This is a genomic window from Sinomonas terrae, from assembly GCF_022539255.1.
GTDB classification, from domain to species: domain Bacteria; phylum Actinomycetota; class Actinomycetes; order Actinomycetales; family Micrococcaceae; genus Sinomonas; species Sinomonas terrae.
Window position 1 is genome coordinate 1764285 of the sequence record NZ_JAKZBV010000001.1, and the last position, 16498, is coordinate 1780782.

At 65.9% G+C, this 16498-nt stretch carries 15 protein-coding genes, 2 tRNA genes and 1 other RNA gene; 9 read left to right on the plus strand and 9 right to left on the minus strand.

The genetic code is table 11. From position 1 onward, the window contains the following. Nucleotides 1-64 precede the first annotated feature (64 nt). The 4 genes from L0M17_RS08215 to msrA all read right to left on the minus strand — a co-directional run bounded on the left by L0M17_RS08215 (nt 65) and on the right by msrA (nt 3949). Nucleotides 65-1741 (minus strand): purple acid phosphatase family protein, encoded by a 1677-nt coding sequence (locus tag L0M17_RS08215; RefSeq protein WP_241053449.1) that lies wholly within the window; start codon nt 1739-1741, stop codon nt 65-67. Nucleotides 1742-1772: 31 nt separating this feature from the next. After that, a complete protein-coding gene (epsC, locus tag L0M17_RS08220; RefSeq protein WP_241056365.1) occupies nt 1773-2351 on the minus strand; it encodes a serine O-acetyltransferase EpsC in 579 nt (192 codons plus the stop codon). 48 nt (nt 2352-2399) lie between these two features. Continuing rightward, a complete protein-coding gene (gene cysK, locus L0M17_RS08225; protein WP_241053450.1) occupies nt 2400-3332 on the minus strand; it encodes a cysteine synthase A in 933 nt (310 codons plus the stop codon). 92 nt (nt 3333-3424) lie between these two features. After that, a complete protein-coding gene (msrA, locus tag L0M17_RS08230) occupies nt 3425-3949 on the minus strand; it encodes a peptide-methionine (S)-S-oxide reductase MsrA (protein WP_241053451.1) in 525 nt (174 codons plus the stop codon). 207 nt (nt 3950-4156) lie between these two features. On the opposite strand from msrA, the gene L0M17_RS08235 reads away from it, so the two are divergent. Then, entirely contained in the window at nt 4157-5044 is an 888-nt protein-coding gene (locus L0M17_RS08235; protein ID WP_241056366.1) for a Nif3-like dinuclear metal center hexameric protein, read from the plus strand. Between the two features lie 44 nt (nt 5045-5088). Beyond that, on the plus strand, nt 5089-5823 hold the full coding sequence (locus tag L0M17_RS08240; protein ID WP_241053453.1) for a zinc ribbon domain-containing protein: 735 nt from the start codon (nt 5089-5091) through the stop codon (nt 5821-5823). Here the strand turns inward: L0M17_RS08240 and L0M17_RS08245 are convergent, their stop codons facing one another. Further along, on the minus strand, nt 5824-6588 hold the full coding sequence (locus L0M17_RS08245) for a YaaA family protein (protein ID WP_241056367.1): 765 nt from the start codon (nt 6586-6588) through the stop codon (nt 5824-5826). Nucleotides 6589-6666: 78 nt separating this feature from the next. Between L0M17_RS08245 and rnpB the strand changes: the two genes are divergently transcribed. From rnpB to L0M17_RS08260, 3 genes are all read left to right on the plus strand, one after another. Then, an RNA gene (rnpB, locus tag L0M17_RS08250) (RNase P RNA component class A) lies at nt 6667-7071 on the plus strand. Between the two features lie 210 nt (nt 7072-7281). Further along, nucleotides 7282-8778 (plus strand): glyceraldehyde-3-phosphate dehydrogenase, encoded by a 1497-nt coding sequence (locus L0M17_RS08255; protein WP_241053455.1) that lies wholly within the window; start codon nt 7282-7284, stop codon nt 8776-8778. Nucleotides 8779-8819: 41 nt separating this feature from the next. Beyond that, complete coding sequence (locus L0M17_RS08260; protein ID WP_241053457.1) at nt 8820-9020, plus strand: hypothetical protein; 201 nt, start codon at nt 8820-8822, stop codon at nt 9018-9020. Nucleotides 9021-9239: 219 nt separating this feature from the next. Here L0M17_RS08260 and def read toward each other — a convergent pair whose 3' ends face one another. From def to orn, 3 genes are all read right to left on the minus strand, one after another. After that, complete coding sequence (gene def / locus L0M17_RS08265) at nt 9240-9812, minus strand: peptide deformylase (RefSeq protein ID WP_241053460.1); 573 nt, start codon at nt 9810-9812, stop codon at nt 9240-9242. A gap of 100 nt (nt 9813-9912) precedes the next feature. Next, nucleotides 9913-9985, minus strand: a tRNA-His gene (locus L0M17_RS08270). Nucleotides 9986-10160: 175 nt separating this feature from the next. Continuing rightward, complete coding sequence (gene orn / locus L0M17_RS08275) at nt 10161-10808, minus strand: oligoribonuclease (RefSeq protein WP_308196841.1); 648 nt, start codon at nt 10806-10808, stop codon at nt 10161-10163. Between the two features lie 95 nt (nt 10809-10903). Between orn and mptB (L0M17_RS08280) the strand changes: the two genes are divergently transcribed. Further along, nucleotides 10904-12463 carry a polyprenol phosphomannose-dependent alpha 1,6 mannosyltransferase MptB gene (gene mptB / locus L0M17_RS08280; RefSeq protein ID WP_241053462.1) on the plus strand — a complete coding sequence of 520 codons (1560 nt, stop codon included), beginning with the start codon at nt 10904-10906 and terminating at the stop codon, nt 12461-12463. On the opposite strand, the gene L0M17_RS08285 is transcribed toward mptB (L0M17_RS08280), so the two are convergent. Continuing rightward, nucleotides 12443-13813 (minus strand): glycosyltransferase 87 family protein, encoded by a 1371-nt coding sequence (locus L0M17_RS08285; RefSeq protein WP_241053464.1) that lies wholly within the window; start codon nt 13811-13813, stop codon nt 12443-12445. The two genes, mptB (L0M17_RS08280) and L0M17_RS08285, sit on opposite strands and share 21 nt — an antisense overlap. Before the next feature lie 65 nt (nt 13814-13878). On the opposite strand from L0M17_RS08285, the gene mptB (L0M17_RS08290) reads away from it, so the two are divergent. The 3 genes from mptB (L0M17_RS08290) (at nt 13879) to L0M17_RS08300 (ending at nt 16493) form a co-directional block, all read left to right on the plus strand. After that, entirely contained in the window at nt 13879-15507 is a 1629-nt protein-coding gene (gene mptB / locus L0M17_RS08290) for a polyprenol phosphomannose-dependent alpha 1,6 mannosyltransferase MptB (protein ID WP_241053466.1), read from the plus strand. A 29-nt stretch (nt 15508-15536) separates the two neighbouring features. Further along, a tRNA-Arg gene (locus L0M17_RS08295) sits at nt 15537-15609 on the plus strand. Between the two features lie 284 nt (nt 15610-15893). Next, nucleotides 15894-16493, plus strand: a complete 600-nt coding sequence (locus L0M17_RS08300) for a single-stranded DNA-binding protein (RefSeq protein WP_241053467.1) — start codon at nt 15894-15896, stop codon at nt 16491-16493. Nucleotides 16494-16498: the final 5 nt, after the last annotated feature.

The following is a 16498-nucleotide window of genomic DNA, read 5'->3' on the forward strand; positions in this document are numbered from 1 at the left end:
ACGACGGCGCCGCTCACCCCTCAGGGCGAGCGGCGCCGTCGTGCGTAGCAGAGAGGTCGGCCGGTCAGCTGCGGGCGTCCGAGCGCGGCCTGCGCAGGGTGAACGTCTCAAATGCCTCGAGCCCGCCGCCCACTCCGGTCACGTTGTAGTAGGTGACCTTCATCCGCGTCTCGCCACCGGGTACGCCCGGGTCTACCTCGAACGCGCCAAAGCCGTAGGACTTGGCTGCATCCCGGACCGCTGACCAAGGCGCCTGCTCGTGCACGTAGACGGGGGTGCGGTGGCTGGTGGTCGGGTTCGGCTGGGCCGAGACCGAGACGATCACGCGGCATTCGGGAGGAGTGAAGAGGAGCTGGTTCGACAGTGCCGAGGTTCCTCCTCCGCCCAGGACCATATGGACTGTCCCCTGCGTCGTGTCCACGGCTTGCGTGTCGGTGGCCGCCGGGATCGGTGTGAGTGTCTGGTTCGGCTGCTGCCCTCGAATCGGGTGCGAGCGTTCGTAGTGGTGCTCGTGGCCGCACACGACCAGGTCCACGCCGTACTTGTCGAACAGCGGAACCCATTCTTGCCGCACACCCAAATCGGCGCCGTTGAAGTTGTTCGCCGTGCTGACGGCGACTTGGTGCACGCAGACTACGATCCAGTCGACGTCGCGGCTTGCCCGAGCCGCCTTGAGCTCGCCTTCGAGCCATCTCTTCTGGGCGCCCTGAGAATATCCCCGAACGTAGGAGTTTCCGCCGTCCTGGTAGCAGACGTCGTCGTTCGCGAGCGAAATGACACGGACCGCGCCCACCGTGAAGCTGTACCAAAGGCCGCGGGTGACGTCAGTCTGGCCTCCGGCATCGGGAACCTCGAAGTAGGTCTGGTAGGCCGCGTAGCCGATCGGGCCGTTCCCGAGTTCGTTCTCGTGGTTCCCGGCGGACGGCATCCAGGGCCGGTTGCGCGCACTGCGCGAATTGTTGGTCCAGAAGTCCCACCAGGTGCGGATGCGGTCGGTTGCGAGGTTTGCGTAGCAGAGGTCGCCGTTGAAGAGGTGGAACATGGGCTGGACCCGTTCGACGCCGCCCGTCGTGTCGCCAGCCGCAGGGGAGCCGAGGTTGTCATTGACCCAGGTGGTGGTCCCGGCCTGCTGCTTCCCGAGAGTAGGCGTGCCCTGGTCTCCGAAGCTTGTGAACGTCACGCGGGCACGGCCTCGCGGGCCGGTAGTAAAGGTGCCGAAATCTGGAGTCGCTCCCGCATGCACGGCAGCGTAGAGGTAGCCTGTCGAGGGTTTGAGCCCGGAGAGGGCGGCGTGATGGGTGTAGACAGTCCGGCCGGACTTGTCGTCGACGTAGCTCTTCGTCCCGGCAGCGACGGAGGCGGAGAAATTGCCGTGGCCGTCCCCGAGCAGGACGCGAGGGTCGGCCACCGGCTGAAGCGTGTGCCATGAGACGACCATCGTGCTCGAGGCATCGGCGCCGAACTGCAGATGGAGGCCATCAACTGTGGGCACTCCGACGGGGTCTGTTGTCGAAAGGGAACCCGGAAGGTCCTTGCTCGCGCTCTGATCAGAGGCGGCCGCCGCGGGAGACGCGATGGCCGCCGACCCGGCGGCTGCGGCAAGGCCGGCGCCGATGAGCAGGCGCCGGCGGGTGACGGGGGAGTTCTCAGGAGCGTTGTGGTCATGGGGCGAGCATGCTCGCCCCACTCCGCGGGAGCCCCAACCCAGAGTGAACGCCGGGTGCACGTTCAGTGCACTCACGTGTGCTTCAAGGTCGGGTCTCCCGAGGCCGTCAGATGTAGTAGTACTCGGCGGGATCGACTGCCGGCTTGGTCTCCTTGACGGCGTCCCGATGACGCCACGTGGCGGGGATGCCGGTGACGATCGAGTTCGGCGGCGCGTCCTTGACGACGACGGCGTTGGCGCCCACCGCGCTGCCGTGGCCGATGGTGATCGGCCCCAGCACCTTTGCGCCGGCCCCGATCGTGACCCCGTCCCCGATGGTGGGGTGGCGCTTGACCTTCGCGAGCGAGCGGCCGCCGAGGGTCACGCCGTGATAGATCATGACGTCGTCACCGATCTCCGACGTCTCTCCGATGACGACCCCCATGCCGTGGTCGATGAAGAAACGACGGCCGATGGTGGCGCCGGGATGGATCTCGATGCCTGTGATGAAGCGGCCGGCTTGAGAGATGAGCCGCGCGGGGAAGCGCAACTCGGGATTCTGCCACATCCTGTGCGTGAGGCGATGGATCCAGATGGCGTGGAGCCCCGAGTAGGCGAGGAAGTTCTCGACGTTTCCGCGGGCTGCGGGGTCGTGGGCGCGGGCGGACTCGAGGTCCTCCCGCAACCGCGCGAAGGTGCGTTTGATCAGAGACACAGGCTTCTTTCTACCGCAGCCCGCCGGAAGCGGGCGACTTTAGCCGCGGATGTCGTCGAAGAGGACAGTCGAGATGTAGCGCTCGCCGAAGTCGGGGACGACGACGACGATGAGCTTGCCCGCGTTCTCAGGACGCTTTGCGAGCTCGAGAGCGCCCCACACCGCGGCACCGGAGGAGATGCCACCGAGGATACCCTCCTGGGTCGCGAGGGCGCGGGCCGTCGCGACGGAGTCCTCGAGTGTGGCGTCGAGCACCTCGTCGTAGACGTTCGTGTCGAGGACTTCGGGAACGAAGTTCGCGCCGAGGCCCTGGATCTTGTGGGGACCCGGAGCGCCACCGTTGAGGATGGCAGAGTCCTTCGGCTCGACGGCGACGACCTGAAGGCCGGGCTTGCGCTCCTTGAGGAGCTGGCCCGCTCCCGTGATCGTGCCGCCGGTGCCGATGCCACCGACGAAGATGTCCACCTTGCCGTCGGTGTCGTTCCAGACCTCTTCCCCCGTGGTCGTACGGTGGATGGCCGGGTTGGCGGGGTTCGCGAACTGCTGCGCCCAGATCGAGTTCTCGGTGTTCGCGACGATTTCCTGGGCCTTCTCGACGGCGCCGCGCATGCCCTCCGAGCCAGGCGTCAGCACGATCTCGGCGCCGTACGCCCGGAGCAGGACGCGGCGCTCTGTCGACATCGTCTCGGGCATCGTGAGGATGACCCTGTAGCCGCGCGCCGCGCCCACGAGCGCAAGCGCAATCCCGGTGTTCCCGGACGTCCCCTCGACGATCGTGCCGCCCGGCTTGAGCGCGCCGGCCTTCTCCGCCGCATCGACAATCGCGACGCCGATCCTATCCTTGACGCTGTTCGCCGGGTTGTAGAACTCGAGCTTGACCGCGACGTCCGCGCCAAGGCCCTCGGTGAGGCGGTTGAGCCGGACGAGGGGCGTGTTGCCCACCAACTGGGTGACGTCATCGTAGATGCGCATAGGTTCCTCTTGTCGATTCGAAAGGGCGCGTTCAATCCTGGCAGCGCGTGCGGCTGGCCGCGCTCAGCCTAGCCACGGCTTACAAATGAGAGCTAGGCGTCAAGCCATGCCGAGTAATATTTCCGCGCCTTGGCGAGCTTCGGATTGATGATCACGTGGCAATAGCCCGCGTCCGGGTTTTTTGCGTAGTAGTTCTGGTGGAATTCCTCGGCTGGATAGAAGGTGCTCGCCCGGGTGACTTCCGTGACGATCGGCCGATCCCACAGCGGTTGATTGCGGTCGATCGACTCCTCGAACAGGACCTTTTCCTCGTCGTCCACATAGAACATCGAGGACCTGTACTGGGTGCCAACGTCGTAGCCCTGCCGATTCGGCGTCGTAGGGTCGTGGAGGGCGAAGAACATGTCGAGTACGGTTTCGGCGGGTATGACGGTCTCGTCGAACGTCACGGCCACCACCTCGGCGTGTCCCGTCATGCCGCTGCACACGCTGTAGTAGTCGGGATTGGGCAGAGCGCCACCCGTGTAGCCGGAGACGACGGACGTCACGCCCCGCGTCTTCTGGTAGACGGCGTCGAGGCACCAGAAGCATCCGCCGGCCAGAATGAAGGTCTTCATGCTGCCTACAATGTCCGGGACGAGCGGAAGATTCCCGAGAGAGGACCGGGCCTAGTGACTGAGGAGAGCGGTACGGGACAGGGCGCTGGACCTGAGACGTCGGCCGACGGAGCCAGCGTGGACGAGGAACGTCCGCAGCAGATCCCCGAGAAGGCTTCAGAAGAGGGCACGGAGCAGCCTTCCCCGGAAGCGGTGGCCGGAGAAGAGGTGGGCGCGGAAGACGCGGGCGCGAATGACGCCGGAGCGCCGGCTTCGACGGCGACCCTCGCCAAGGTGCTCCTCGCCGTCGAGGAGCTTTGGCCGGAGTCCCTCGCCGAGGGGTGGGACGCCGTCGGCCTCGTGACGGGGCATCCCTCGCAGGAGGTGACCAAGGTGCTCTTCGCGGTGGACCCCGTCCTCGAGGTGATCGAAGAGGCTGCGACGTGGGGCGCCGATCTCCTCATCACCCATCACCCCCTGCTTCTGCGCGGCGTCCATTCGGTCGCGGCGAACACCCCCAAGGGGAGGGCGGTGCACCGCCTGATCGAGTCCGGCACCGCATTGCTGACTGTTCACACCAACGGTGACAGCGCAGTGGGCGGCGTCTCCGACGTCCTCGCCGACGCCCTCGGGCTTGAGAACGTCGAGCCGCTCACGAAGGCGGAGAACGGTCTGCCTGAGGAGGGCATCGGTCGCGTCGGCGAGTTCCCCGAGATCACGAGTCTCGCCGACTTCGCTGGAACCCTGTTCGGGATCCTCCCCACGGTTGCCGGGGGAGTGCGGGTCTCGGGTGACCGTGACGGACTCGTGCGCCGCGTCGCGCTCTGTGGCGGCGCAGGGGACAGCCTCTTCGAGAGTGTCCGAGCCGCGGGCGCCGATGTGTATGTGACCGCCGATCTTCGGCACCACCCGGCGTCTGAGGCTCGCGAATCGAGCCCTGACGGGCGCCCGTACCTCATCGATGTGAGCCATTTCGCGAGCGAGTGGCTGTGGCTGCCCGCGGCGGCGCAGGCGCTCGACAACGTCCTGCACGACCAGGGGCATGCGATCGACATCCGGGTCTCCACGGTCAATACCGACCCATGGGACTTCATCCTCACGCCCGGCGAGGGATAGAGTCGCAGCCACGAGCGGCACGCTCGAACCCGCTAGGAGGAACTATGCCCAAAGCCCCCGCTGCCGAACAGCTCAAGCTGCTCGACCTCCAGGCGCTCGACGCGAAGCTCCATTCCCTGGACTTGCGCAGGCAGGCGCTCGACGCCGACCCGCGGCTTGTACCGATTGCGGAGGAACTGGCGGCTGCCTCGCGCGCCGCACGTGAGGCCGACCTCGCTGTCGAGGAAGCGCAGGCTGAGCTCGTCAAGGTCGAGCAGAGCGTCGAGCAGGTCAGCGCAAGGATCGAAAAGGACGAGGCGCGGCTCTACGCGGGTGGCCTCTCGAAGGACCTCCAGGCGCTCCAGCACGACATCGAGGGGCTCTCTGCGCGTCGCTCGGACCTCGAAGACGCGGAGCTCGAGGTCCTCGAACGGCTCGACGGCCTGCGCGGGCGACAGGCTGCTGCGGCAGCCGAGCTCGCTCAGGCGCAAGCAGCGAGCGCGGCCCTCCGGAGTGAGCTCGACGCTCAGCTCTCCGCCGTGGCCGAGGAGCGCGCCCACGTGGCTTCCGAGAGGTCAGAGGTCGCAGCCCACATTGATGGGGGCCTCGTCGAGGTCTACGAAAAGACCCTCGCAAAACGCGGTGTCGGGGCGGCGCGCCTGTTCCACGGCACCTCTGAGGGGTCGGGCATGTCTCTCAGCCCTGGTGATCTCGCCGCCATTCGCTCTGCCTCCGAGGACGATGTGGTCTTCTGCCCCGATTCGGGCTGCATCCTCGTGCGCTCACCCGAGTGGAGCTGACTAGCCCTCGAGGACGAGGACGAGCGAGGAAGGCTTCCTGCCGGTGCCTTCGTGGAACTCGGCGTTCCAGCGTTCCCGCGCGGCTGTCAGGAGCGCTTCGGGGGTGCCGGCAGTCCGCCCCTTGCGGGTGAGCAGATGCCGGACGAACTCGCCCCGATGATGCTTCGCGAAATGGCTCACCACTGTTCGCTTCCCGTTCCGCTCGCTCAGGACGTCGACCGTGACCGTCCGGCTGGCCGGGGGAGCGTAGGCGGCGGCGTAAGTGCTCGATCGGCAGTCGACGACGAGGCCCTCGGAGGCGCGTTCGACGAGTGCCTCGGCGAGGTGCGGCTTCCAGAAGGAGGCGAGCCTCCCGAGGCCGGGGAGCGCCGTCGACATTGAGAGACGGTAGGCCGGGACGAGATCCGAGAAGCCCACCGCGCCCCACAGCGCCGAAATCACTACGATCGAGGCGTCGGCCTTCCGCCGCTGAGCGGGGGTGAGGGACGAGTAGCCGAGTGCCTCATACAGCACTCCTGAGTAGACCTGGTGCGCGGGCGCCGCCGGCTCGGCGTGAAGCCGCCGGTTGCGCTCGACGTCGTGCGCAAGGGAAGGTCCCACACCTAGGGCTTCAAGCGCATCGTGGCGCGCGCTGACCTCGGCGAGGCTCTCCATCACCTCCTTGCGCGCGACCTCGAGGCCGGGGAAGCTCAAGGCGGAAAGATCGACGGCGGCGCCCTCCGGGGCGGGGGTCTTGCCTTCGGAGGGCGGCAGGAGGATGAGCACCACGGAATCCTACCGTCGCCCAGACGAATCCGCCGTGCGGAGAAGAGGCGCACCGCCGGTAGAATGCTGGGGCGAGGTCAGGTCGGCCGGGCGATCGCGGGACGCTTCTTCCATTCAGGAGGGTGTCGCGAGGAAAGTCCGGGCTCCGCAGGGCAGGGTGGTGGGTAACGCCCACTCGGGGAAACCCGCAGGCCAGTGCCACAGAGAAGAGACCGCCGTCGCGGGCCACGTCATCGACGCTGACCGTGACGGTAAGGGTGAAACGGCGGTGTAAGAGACCACCAGCTCCTCGGGTGACCGAGGAGGCTCGGTAAACCCCACCCGGAGCAAGGCCAGACAGGGCGCGTTCGAGGGCTGCCCGCCCGAGCGCCCGGGTAGGCCGCTTGAGGCCGCCGGCAACGGCGGTCCTAGATGGATGATCGCCTCCCATGCTGGGGCAACTCGGCATGGTGACAGAACCCGGCTCACAGGCCGGCCTGTCCTCGCACCCGAAAGTGAGAGTCTGTGAGTGACTTCACAGGCGTTCCCGGCCTGTCCCTTGGATGCGGCCCGTAGAATTGATAATGAACGTGGAAGTTCAGGAGCCGGCTCTGCGATCGCAGTGTCGGCTTTCTTCGTGTCGGGCGCCAGCACCAGGCCCCGGCCGCGCACGACGGCGTGCGCAAGACCGCAGAGAAAGGCACCTGTGTGAGCATGACGGAGACAGCCCGTAAAGTGGACGCCAGCCTCAACATCTGGGTCGGCCGAGAGGCCGCGGCGGAAGAGATGATCCCCCTGATCGGGCGCCTGTACCGCGAGAACAACGTCGTGACCTCTGTTCACGGCCGCAGTCTTATCAACCAGTCCGTCGTGAGCCTGCTCAAGCTCCACCGTTGGGCCCGGCAGATCGACAGCGAGGAGCTCGACCTCGAGGAGACCCTCCCGATCCTGAGGGTCCTCGATTCGCTTCAGCTCGGCGCCGCGTCGCTAGATCTCGCGCGGCTCAACGAGAAGTTCCGTTCCGAGGGAGCCGGCCGCTCGCTCGAGGCGTTCCTCCGCGACGAACTCGCGCCCATCGTCGGGCAGCACGGAGCCGACCCCCGGCCGAGCACCGACGTCGTTCTGTACGGCTTCGGCCGCATCGGCCGACTCGTGGCGCGCATCCTCATCGAGCATGCAGGCGGCGGCCACGGGCTTCGCCTGCGGGCGATCGTCGTGCGCAAGGGTTCGGACAAGGACCTCGTCAAGCGTGCGAGCCTCCTCCGCCGCGACTCCGTTCACGGTCCCTTCGAAGGAACCCTCACCGTCGACGAGGAGAACAACACCATCCTCGCGAACGGGACGCTCATCCAGGTGATCTACTCCGACAACCCCGCAACGGTCGACTACACCGCGTACGGGATCGACAACGCGATCGTGGTCGACAACACCGGAAAGTGGCGTGACGAGGCGGGCCTTTCGCAGCACCTCGAGAGCAAGGGCGTTGCGCGGGTGCTCCTGACCGCGCCCGGCAAGGGCGGTCTGCCGAACATCGTCCACGGCATCAACCACTCAGACATCACTGAAGCGGAGCGCATCGTCACTGCTGCTTCCTGCACGACCAACGCGATCACGCCGGTCCTCAAGGCCGTCAACGACAAGTTCGGCGTCGTTCACGGCCACGTCGAGACGGTGCACTCGTTCACCAACGATCAGAACCTCACCGACAACTTCCACAAGGGCGACCGCCGCGGCCGTTCTGCCGCCCTCAATATGGTGCTCACCGAGACCGGTGCGGCAAAGGCAGTCGCGAAGGCCCTTCCCGAGCTCGCCGGGAAGCTCACGGGCAACGCGATCCGCGTCCCCACCCCTGACGTCTCGATGGCCATCCTCAACCTGACCCTCGAGCACGAGACCACGAAGGACGAGGTCAACGCCTACCTGCGCGACGTGTCGCTGCATTCGGAGCTGCGGAAGCAGATCGACTACATCGCGTCCCCGGAGGTCGTCTCGACCGACTTCGTCGGGTCGCGTCGGGCTGGGATCGTCGACGGGCTCGCGACAATCAGCAATGGAAAGAACCTCGTGCTGTACGTGTGGTACGACAACGAGTTCGGCTACAGCTGCCAGGTGGTGCGCGTGCTCGAGGAGATGGCGGGCGTTCAGGCTCCTTCCTTCCCGGCTCAGTCCGCAGAGCGGGCGCCGCAGGAACTTTTGGCAACAACTCGGTGACGTCACTGGATTCACCCAGCGAGCGGGGGCAGGATGCACCTATGGAAGCGACTGAGCACGAGAGCACTCTGGAACACGCACTCGACGTGGCCAAGGAGAACGCGAAGCAGGCGCGCCGCTTGCTCGAGCACGCCAGGGCAAAGCTCGAAACCGGCGACGTGAGCCCTGAGCGGGTGACGCAGCTAGAAGAGCTGCTTCGAACCGCTGAGGAGGATCTGGCTCGGGTGACGAGGGAGCAGTAGCCTCCCACCGTCACGGGTGAGAAGAACCGCCGTCTAGTCAGGCCGTCTAGTCAGAAGGACCCGTCTCGAGGAAGGGGGGGGGCGCCGCACGAAAGTGCGGTGCCCCCCTTCTTCTTCTTCTTGCTTCTCTCTTAAGAGCTTCTCTTCCCTCTTGTGAGAGCAGTCGCGTTACGAAAGCTGTCCCGTTATGGGAGACGTCCCCTAAGACGTCCCGTGGTGTCAGTGGCCGAACGGGTCGGGGTCGACCCCTGGCATCCAGGTCAGCCCGGGCACGCCCCACCCGTTCTTCTTGGCGGCTTTCTTCGCCTTGCGCGCGTAACGGTCCACGAGCTTGTCGACGTAGAGCTTCCCGTCGAGATGGTCGTACTCGTGCTGCATCACTCGGGCGAACCAGCCCGTCGCAATGAAGTCCACTGGCTTGCCGTCGCCGTCGAAGCCCTCGACGTGAGCCCAGTCGGCTCGCTTGAGCGGGTAGGACTCGCCGGGGAACGAGAGGCAGCCTTCCTCGTCCTCCTCGGGGTCTGGGGCAGTGCCTGGGACCTTGGTGAGGGTCAGCCGTGGGTTGACCACGACGCCGCGGGGAGGGGCGCCGTCGTCGTTCTTGTACTTGTAGACGAAGATCCGAAGGCCGACGCCGATCTGAGGCGCGGCGAGCCCGACGCCGTTGGCGGCGTCATTGGTCTCGTGCATGTCATCGATAAGGGCCCGCAGCTCATCGTTGAACTCGGTCACCTCCGCGGCCCTCCGGTGCAGGACAGGCTCGCCCCAGATGGTCACCGGATGGACGGTCATGTGTGGCTCCTCGCTCTGGCGGAAGGGTGGGCTGCGGGCCAATACAAGAGGCCGCACGGCGAACCGTGCGGCCTCTTGCGCGGGGACTGCCCGCTGTCAGGGTGAGTAACGGGGGTCGAACCCGCGACCTTCTGGACCACAACCAGACGCTCTGCCGACTGAGCTATACCCACCACGCTGCACCAACGCACAACAAGAGACCATGTCCCTTGAAAAGACCCCGTCCCTTGAAGAGACGATGTCCCTTGCCTGCCGCGCTGGCAACGACCACTAGTCTACCTGCTGTTCACGGATGCTTTTGCCACTTCGAGCCAGTTGCTGCCAATTTTTCACGAACTAGCTTCCGGCTCACATGCTCGCTGCGGTGTCCTCGGTGCCTGCCCGGCCGGATGCCGACTCCACGATCCGCTCGGCGATGCTGTGTGCGGTTGCCGAGTCCGGCCCGGGCTGCGGAACGAAGACGGCCTCCCTGTAGTAGCGGAGTTCGTCGATCGAGTCGCGGATGTCGCCAAGGGCGCGGTGGCCGCCGGTCTTGGCGGGCGACTGGAAGTAAGCCCTCGGGTACCAACGCCTCGCGAGCTCCTTGATCGTCGAGACGTCGATGATCCGGTAGTGGAGGTGCTCGACTACCTGCGGCATGTCCCGGGCGAGGAACATCCGGTCAGTGCCGACGGAGTTCCCGCCGAGCTGCGCCTTGTTGGGCTCGGGGACCCACTGGCGGATGTAGGCCATGACCTCGGCCTCGGCCGCCTCGAGGGTGAGGCCGAGGGGGAGCTCGTCGAGCAGCTTCGACGTCGTGTGCATCTGGCGCACGAAGTCGTTCATGCCGGCGAGCGCTTCGTCCGAAGGCCGGATGACGACGTCGACTCCGTCGCCGAGGACGTTGAGTTCGGAGTCGGTCACGAGCACGGCGACTTCGATGAGAGCGTCGGTGGCGATGTCCAGCCCGGTCATCTCGCAATCGATCCACACGATGCGTTCAGCATGATTTGACACCCTGCCAATGTACCCGAGCGCCTCGTCGACGGCGTTCAGAGAGAGCCCCGGTGCTAAACTGAGGCTCTCTCCCGGCTTTGATCGAAGGGTGACCTATGTCCACGATGCGCTTTGGCTTTCTCGGGAGGATTCTCGAGTGGCTGAAGTCGTTCTGGACCGCCCTGCCCCCAGTCGGGGTGAACCAGCCGCCCCACTGGGCCATCGGCCAAGGCTTCGTCGGATCGCTGCTCATGGTCTACGGCTCGTTCGGCGTGGGCCGGTTCGCGGATGTATCGCCGCTCACCCGCAATCCTCTCCTCATCCCGTTGCGGACGGAGACGTGGGGTGTCACGAGCTGCATCCTTGCCCTCGCGCTGGGTGCGATGCTGCTCACCCGTTCGTGGCTGCGGCTAGGTCAGCGGCTGCGCTACTGGGGTCCGGGCACCATCCGGCCGGTCGGGCTCGCGATCGCCCTCTGGGGGCTCCCGCTCGTGGTTGCGGTGCCGATCTACTCGCGCGATGTCTATGCCTACGTGGGGCAGGGGCGTCTCATGGCAGCAGGGATGAATCCGTACACCACTGGGATCTCCACGCTCAACAATTGGCTCGAGCTCGGGACCGACCCTTCCTGGGCCACCACGCGGACCCCCTACGGTCCCTACTTCCTCTGGCTCGAGCGCTGGGTCGTCCAGCTGACCGCGGGCCAGCCCGACTCCTCGGTGCTGCTGTTCCGCGTCCTCGCCGTCGGCGGCGTCGCCCTGTGTGCCTACTACGGCTACCGCCTTGCCGAACTTCACGGGGTGGACGGGGCCCGGGCGGTGTGGCTCACCGTTGCCAACCCGCTCTTCCTCATCAGCTGCATAGCGAGCGCGCACAATGAAGCGCTCATGATCGGCTTCGCAGTCGCGGGGGTCTATTACGCCGCCAGAGGGAACTGGCTGCTCGGAATCGTGTTCGTGACCCTGTCGATCGGGATCAAGCCGATCACCGCCGTCGTCCTCCCGTTCATCGGGCTCCTCTGGGCGGGTCCGGGGGCGACCTGGCTTCGGCGCTTCGGCTGCTGGGCCGGAACGGGCCTCATCAGCCTCGCCATCTTCGCTGCGAGCGCTCCTGTCTACGGCCTGGGCTTCGGGTGGGTCAACGCGATCGTCGATCCGACGCCGGGCTTCATCTCCTACACGCCCTCGGGTTTCGCGAGCAACATCGTGGACACGCTCACGACCATCGTCGGGCTCGACGGCGGATCGATCGCAGACGGATTCCGCACCGTCCTCAAGTGGATCGGGATCGGCCTGGCCGTCTGGTTCATCCTCCGCGGTGACGACCGCAAGGTCGTGCGACGGCTCGGAATGGCCTTCATGTCGATCGTGGTGCTCGGCCCGATCATCCAGCCCTGGTACGTACTCTGGTTCATCCCGTTCCTCGCGGTGACGGGCATCAGGGACAACTGGGAGACCAAGCTCTGGTACCTGACCGTGGTCTTCTTCGTGGTCTTCGGAGCGCAGGACCAGCTCTACGTGTTCAGCTTCGTGAACACGCCGCTAGCGCCCGAATCGCTCGCGGGACTTGTCGCCTTCGTCTTCCTCGGGTATCTCGTCCTGATCGACCCGAAGACTCGAAGACTCGTCTTCGAGCGGGCGGTCCGGCGTCACGACCTAGCGGCCCGCAGCTCCTGATCCGCTACCGGCCGGCAGTTCCTGGTCAGCGACAGGGGCGCCGCGGCGACCGAGTCGGACCAGACGGATACTCGACCACACGAACAGTACGACGAGCATCACGTTGCGCAGCGTGAGCACGAGTGCCATGAGCGGGTTGTTGTGGCTGAGGGCGTCGTAGAACAGCGGGTAGATGAAGTACGTCGCGACCCCGATGGCGAGAAGAAGGACAGCGGGGATGCGCCAGCCGCGGCGATCCTGTGCGAGGCCCAGTGCGACGACGGGTCCGAGCCAGACCATGAACTGGGGCGAACCGACCTTGTTGAACACGATGAAGGCGCTCACCATGGTCAGTGCGCCGGCGAGCAGGAGCTCCGAACGGTCTTCGTGACCGCGCTTCTTGCCTTGGTGGAGCGCCCAAAAGATGACCGCCGCTACCCCGAGGGCTACGACCACGAAGAGCGGCTGCATGAGGGCGGAAGCTATCGTGCTGCCGGGACCGTCGACCTGCATCGAGTTGATCTCGGTGTTCATGTACATCCGAGCGCCCCCGATGCCGAGCACGGACATCCAGAGCCATGGCGTCGTGAAGGTCGCCTCGAGCTGCATCCCGCGTGAGCCCTGAGTGGTGAGGAAGTCGAGCAGGTGCGAGGTTACGCCGAGCGCGGCGGCGACTGCCGCAACGAGTACCGTCACCGCAGCCCCGCCGGCGACGATCTTCCAGCGGTCGCGGACGACGGCGAAGAGCGGCACGAGCGCGGCAGCGGGCCAGACTTTCATCCACGTTGCGAAGGCCAGGATCGCCGTGGCCGCGAAGGGGCTTGCCACTCCGAGGCTAAGGCCCATGAGCACGATGGGCGCCGTAACCCCGTCCACGCGGGCGAACCCGAGGTTGCCGAGGAGAGCGATGAAGACGAGCCACCACCAGGCTGCGCGCATGCCTTCCGGCTTCTTGCCCCAGCCGCTCAGGACGCCGAGTGCGATTCCGTTGAGGATGGAGACGAGGATCACCCAGACGGCGAGGAACGGACCCGGACCGAAGAGGCCCGAGATCCAAATGGGGAGCAGGCCGGCGAACGGGTAAACCCACGGAGACGGCTGTACGTCTTGGGGGAATCCGGAGGCGGCCCAATCGCGGTAGATGTTGGTGTCGCTGAACGCCTGACCTTGGAAGACGTACACGAGGAAGTAGGCGAGGAAGCCGAGGTGAACCACAAGGTAGCCGACCAAGAGGCCACGGGGAGAGAACAGAAAGCGCTTCAGCAGGTGGAGCCGATTGTTCCAAGGGCTGAGGTTCGCAGGGCGGGGCGTCTCGATGGAAATGGTGCTCTCCTGGGCGTCTTGACGGCCGCAAACGGTCATGGCGGCCACCCGGCAGTCTATCAGCGGGGCCTTCGAGGCCATCCCGCACAGCTGCTGCTGATAGCATCGAATGGATGTCACCCGGAGCGGATGACGCGCCGATCTGGCGCCCCGAGGCGGCGCTTGAGCGCGCGGACTGCTCGGCTCCTGAGAAAACAGTAGGGACTCCGATGCCTCAGCCTTCGGCTGGCCGCAGTCTTAGCGCTGCGCCTAGTGCCCGGACCATTGCCGGGCTCCCCGGCGGGGGAAGCATTGCCGTATGGCAGGGCTTCATTGCGTCGGTCTGCATGATGGCCGGCGGTCTTGGCGTCGGCTGGATGGCAAGCGGGTCCTCGCTTATCCGCGTCCCCTTCTTCATCTTCCTCCGCGACAACCCATTTCTCGTCGTCGCCTGCACGATCCTGGTCACTTTCGGCGGATTGTTCCTCGTCCGGGCTTGGCTGCGTCTAGGACAGCGGGTGGGGGAGTGGAGCTCCGTTCACCCTGCGGCGCTCTTTCGCATCGCAGCCCTGTGGTGCGCTCCGCTCATGCTGACCTTCCCGCTCTTCAGCAGGGATGTCTACGCGTACATCGGGCAAGGCCGTTTGATGATGGCGGGCTTGAACCCGTACGTCAACGGGATTTCGGCGCTGAACAACTACCACAACCTAGGGCCCGACTCGCTTTGGACGGAGGCTCCGACGCCCTACGGGCCCTTGTTCCTCTGGATCGAGCAGGGCATCGTGTGGATCAGCGGGGGAAACCTCGAGGTCGCCATCGCGTTGTTCAGGATCGTCGCCGCGCTTGGGGTCGCCCTGTGCGCCGTCGCCGTCGTCGGGCTCGCACATCATTACCGGCTCCCGACAGCCCGGACGCTCTGGCTGACTGTCGCGAACCCGCTGTTCGTCATCAACTTCGTAGCGAGCATTCACAACGACTCGCTCATGCTGGGCCTCGTCCTGCTGGGGCTGCTCGCCACGGTCCGCGGCCGTCCCATCCGTGGAGTCCTCTGGGTGACTTTGTCGATCGGGATCAAGCCCATCACGCTCATCGCTCTGCCGTTCATCGGCCTCATCTGGGCAGGGCGCCAAGCCGGATGGGGGCGGAAGATCACGTGCTGGGCTTTGACCGTCCTCATCTCGGGCGGCCTGCTGACGATAGAGGGAGCACTCACCGGCTTCTGGTTCGGGTGGCTTCCCGCGATGACCACGTCCGGAACCATCTGGACCTGGTATGCGCCCTTCGGTCTCCTCTCCATCACCGCGGCGACGCTCGTCCAGTACGTGAACGGCCCGGGCGATGCCGTCGGCGAGATCATCAAGGGCATTGGGCGCGGACTCGGCATGGTCGTTGCTCTCTGGTACGTGTTCCGGGGAAGCTTCGACAAGATGATGTTGCGGATTGCGCTTGCTCTCACGGCCGTTGTGGTCACAGCGGCCGCCATTCAACCGTGGTACGTCACGTGGCTCGCCGCCTTCTTCGCCCTCGCAGGGGTGGCGGATGGGTGGTACCTCCGGGCGTACTACTTTGCCACCGTGTTCTTCACGGTCATCGCGCTCACCGATCAGCTCGACGTGTTCGACTGGATCCCGCTTGTCGCGATCCGCGCTGTCGCGATCGCGCTGAGCGTCATCTTCGTTGCGTACATGATGTTCTGGGACTGGAAGACGCGGAGCCTCTTCACGCGAGTCGCTCCACTCAAGCAGGCGTCTCCCGCACGATAGACTGGGCAGGAACGCAGCGCGCTGCGCCCGCCCCAGTAGCTCAGCGGATAGAGCAGGGGCCTTCTAATCCTCTGGTCGGGGGTTCGACTCCCTCCTGGGGCGCGTTTGTGACTGTCTCGGGACGTTCGGCTGTGCCAGTCTCGGACATCGTCGGCACCCCCGGTCTTCTGACCGGGGGTGTTCTGCTTCTGGGGCAGGCTCCTCTTCTGGGCAGGCTCCTCGCGCTTGCCCAAGCGCCGTCCCGTCCGCCATTGGGTCTCCACAGAGGCCATCGCGGCGCGTTGTCCACATAGGGCGCCGGTACAGGAAGACTCCTCCCGCTCGTGACGGACGCTGGTTGTACCCGCAGGAGCGGGAACCGGATTCCGAAGAGACAGGGGATGGCGATGAGCGACACGATCACGGTTCGGGGATTCGTTGCGACGGACCCGAGGACCAACACAACAAACGGCGGGGACATCGTCTCGAGCTTCAGGCTCGCGGTGACCGAGCGACGCTACGATCGCGATGCCAGCGCGTGGATCGACGGCCACACCAACTGGTTCACGGTCGTGGGTTTCAGACAGTTGGCGAGCAACATGTGCGGAAGCCTCAAGAAGGGCAATCGGGTCATCGTGGTCGGCAAGCTCCGCCTCAAGCAATGGGAGAAGGACGGTCGGGTCTACCACTCGGCTGAGGTGGAAGCGGAATCAGTCGGCCATGACCTCTACTGGGGATCCGCCAAGTTCGCTCGCAATCCTCAAGACGGCCAGCGGCAGGAAGCGGCCAGTACTCGTGTGGCCGTCGAGGGAGTCGGCGTGGTGGACCTCGAGACCGGTGAGATGTCGGTGAACGAGGGAGGGCATGTGAGCGCCGCGGCGGGCCCTGATGGCTCCGATGAGGGCGAAACGGACGACGGCGGCGACTCGCTGGCCCCGGTCGGGGCGAGGGAGGATCTCCTGAGCCGAGGCGAGACAGGTCTCAAGGCCGACCTCCTGAGCGCGTGAACTCC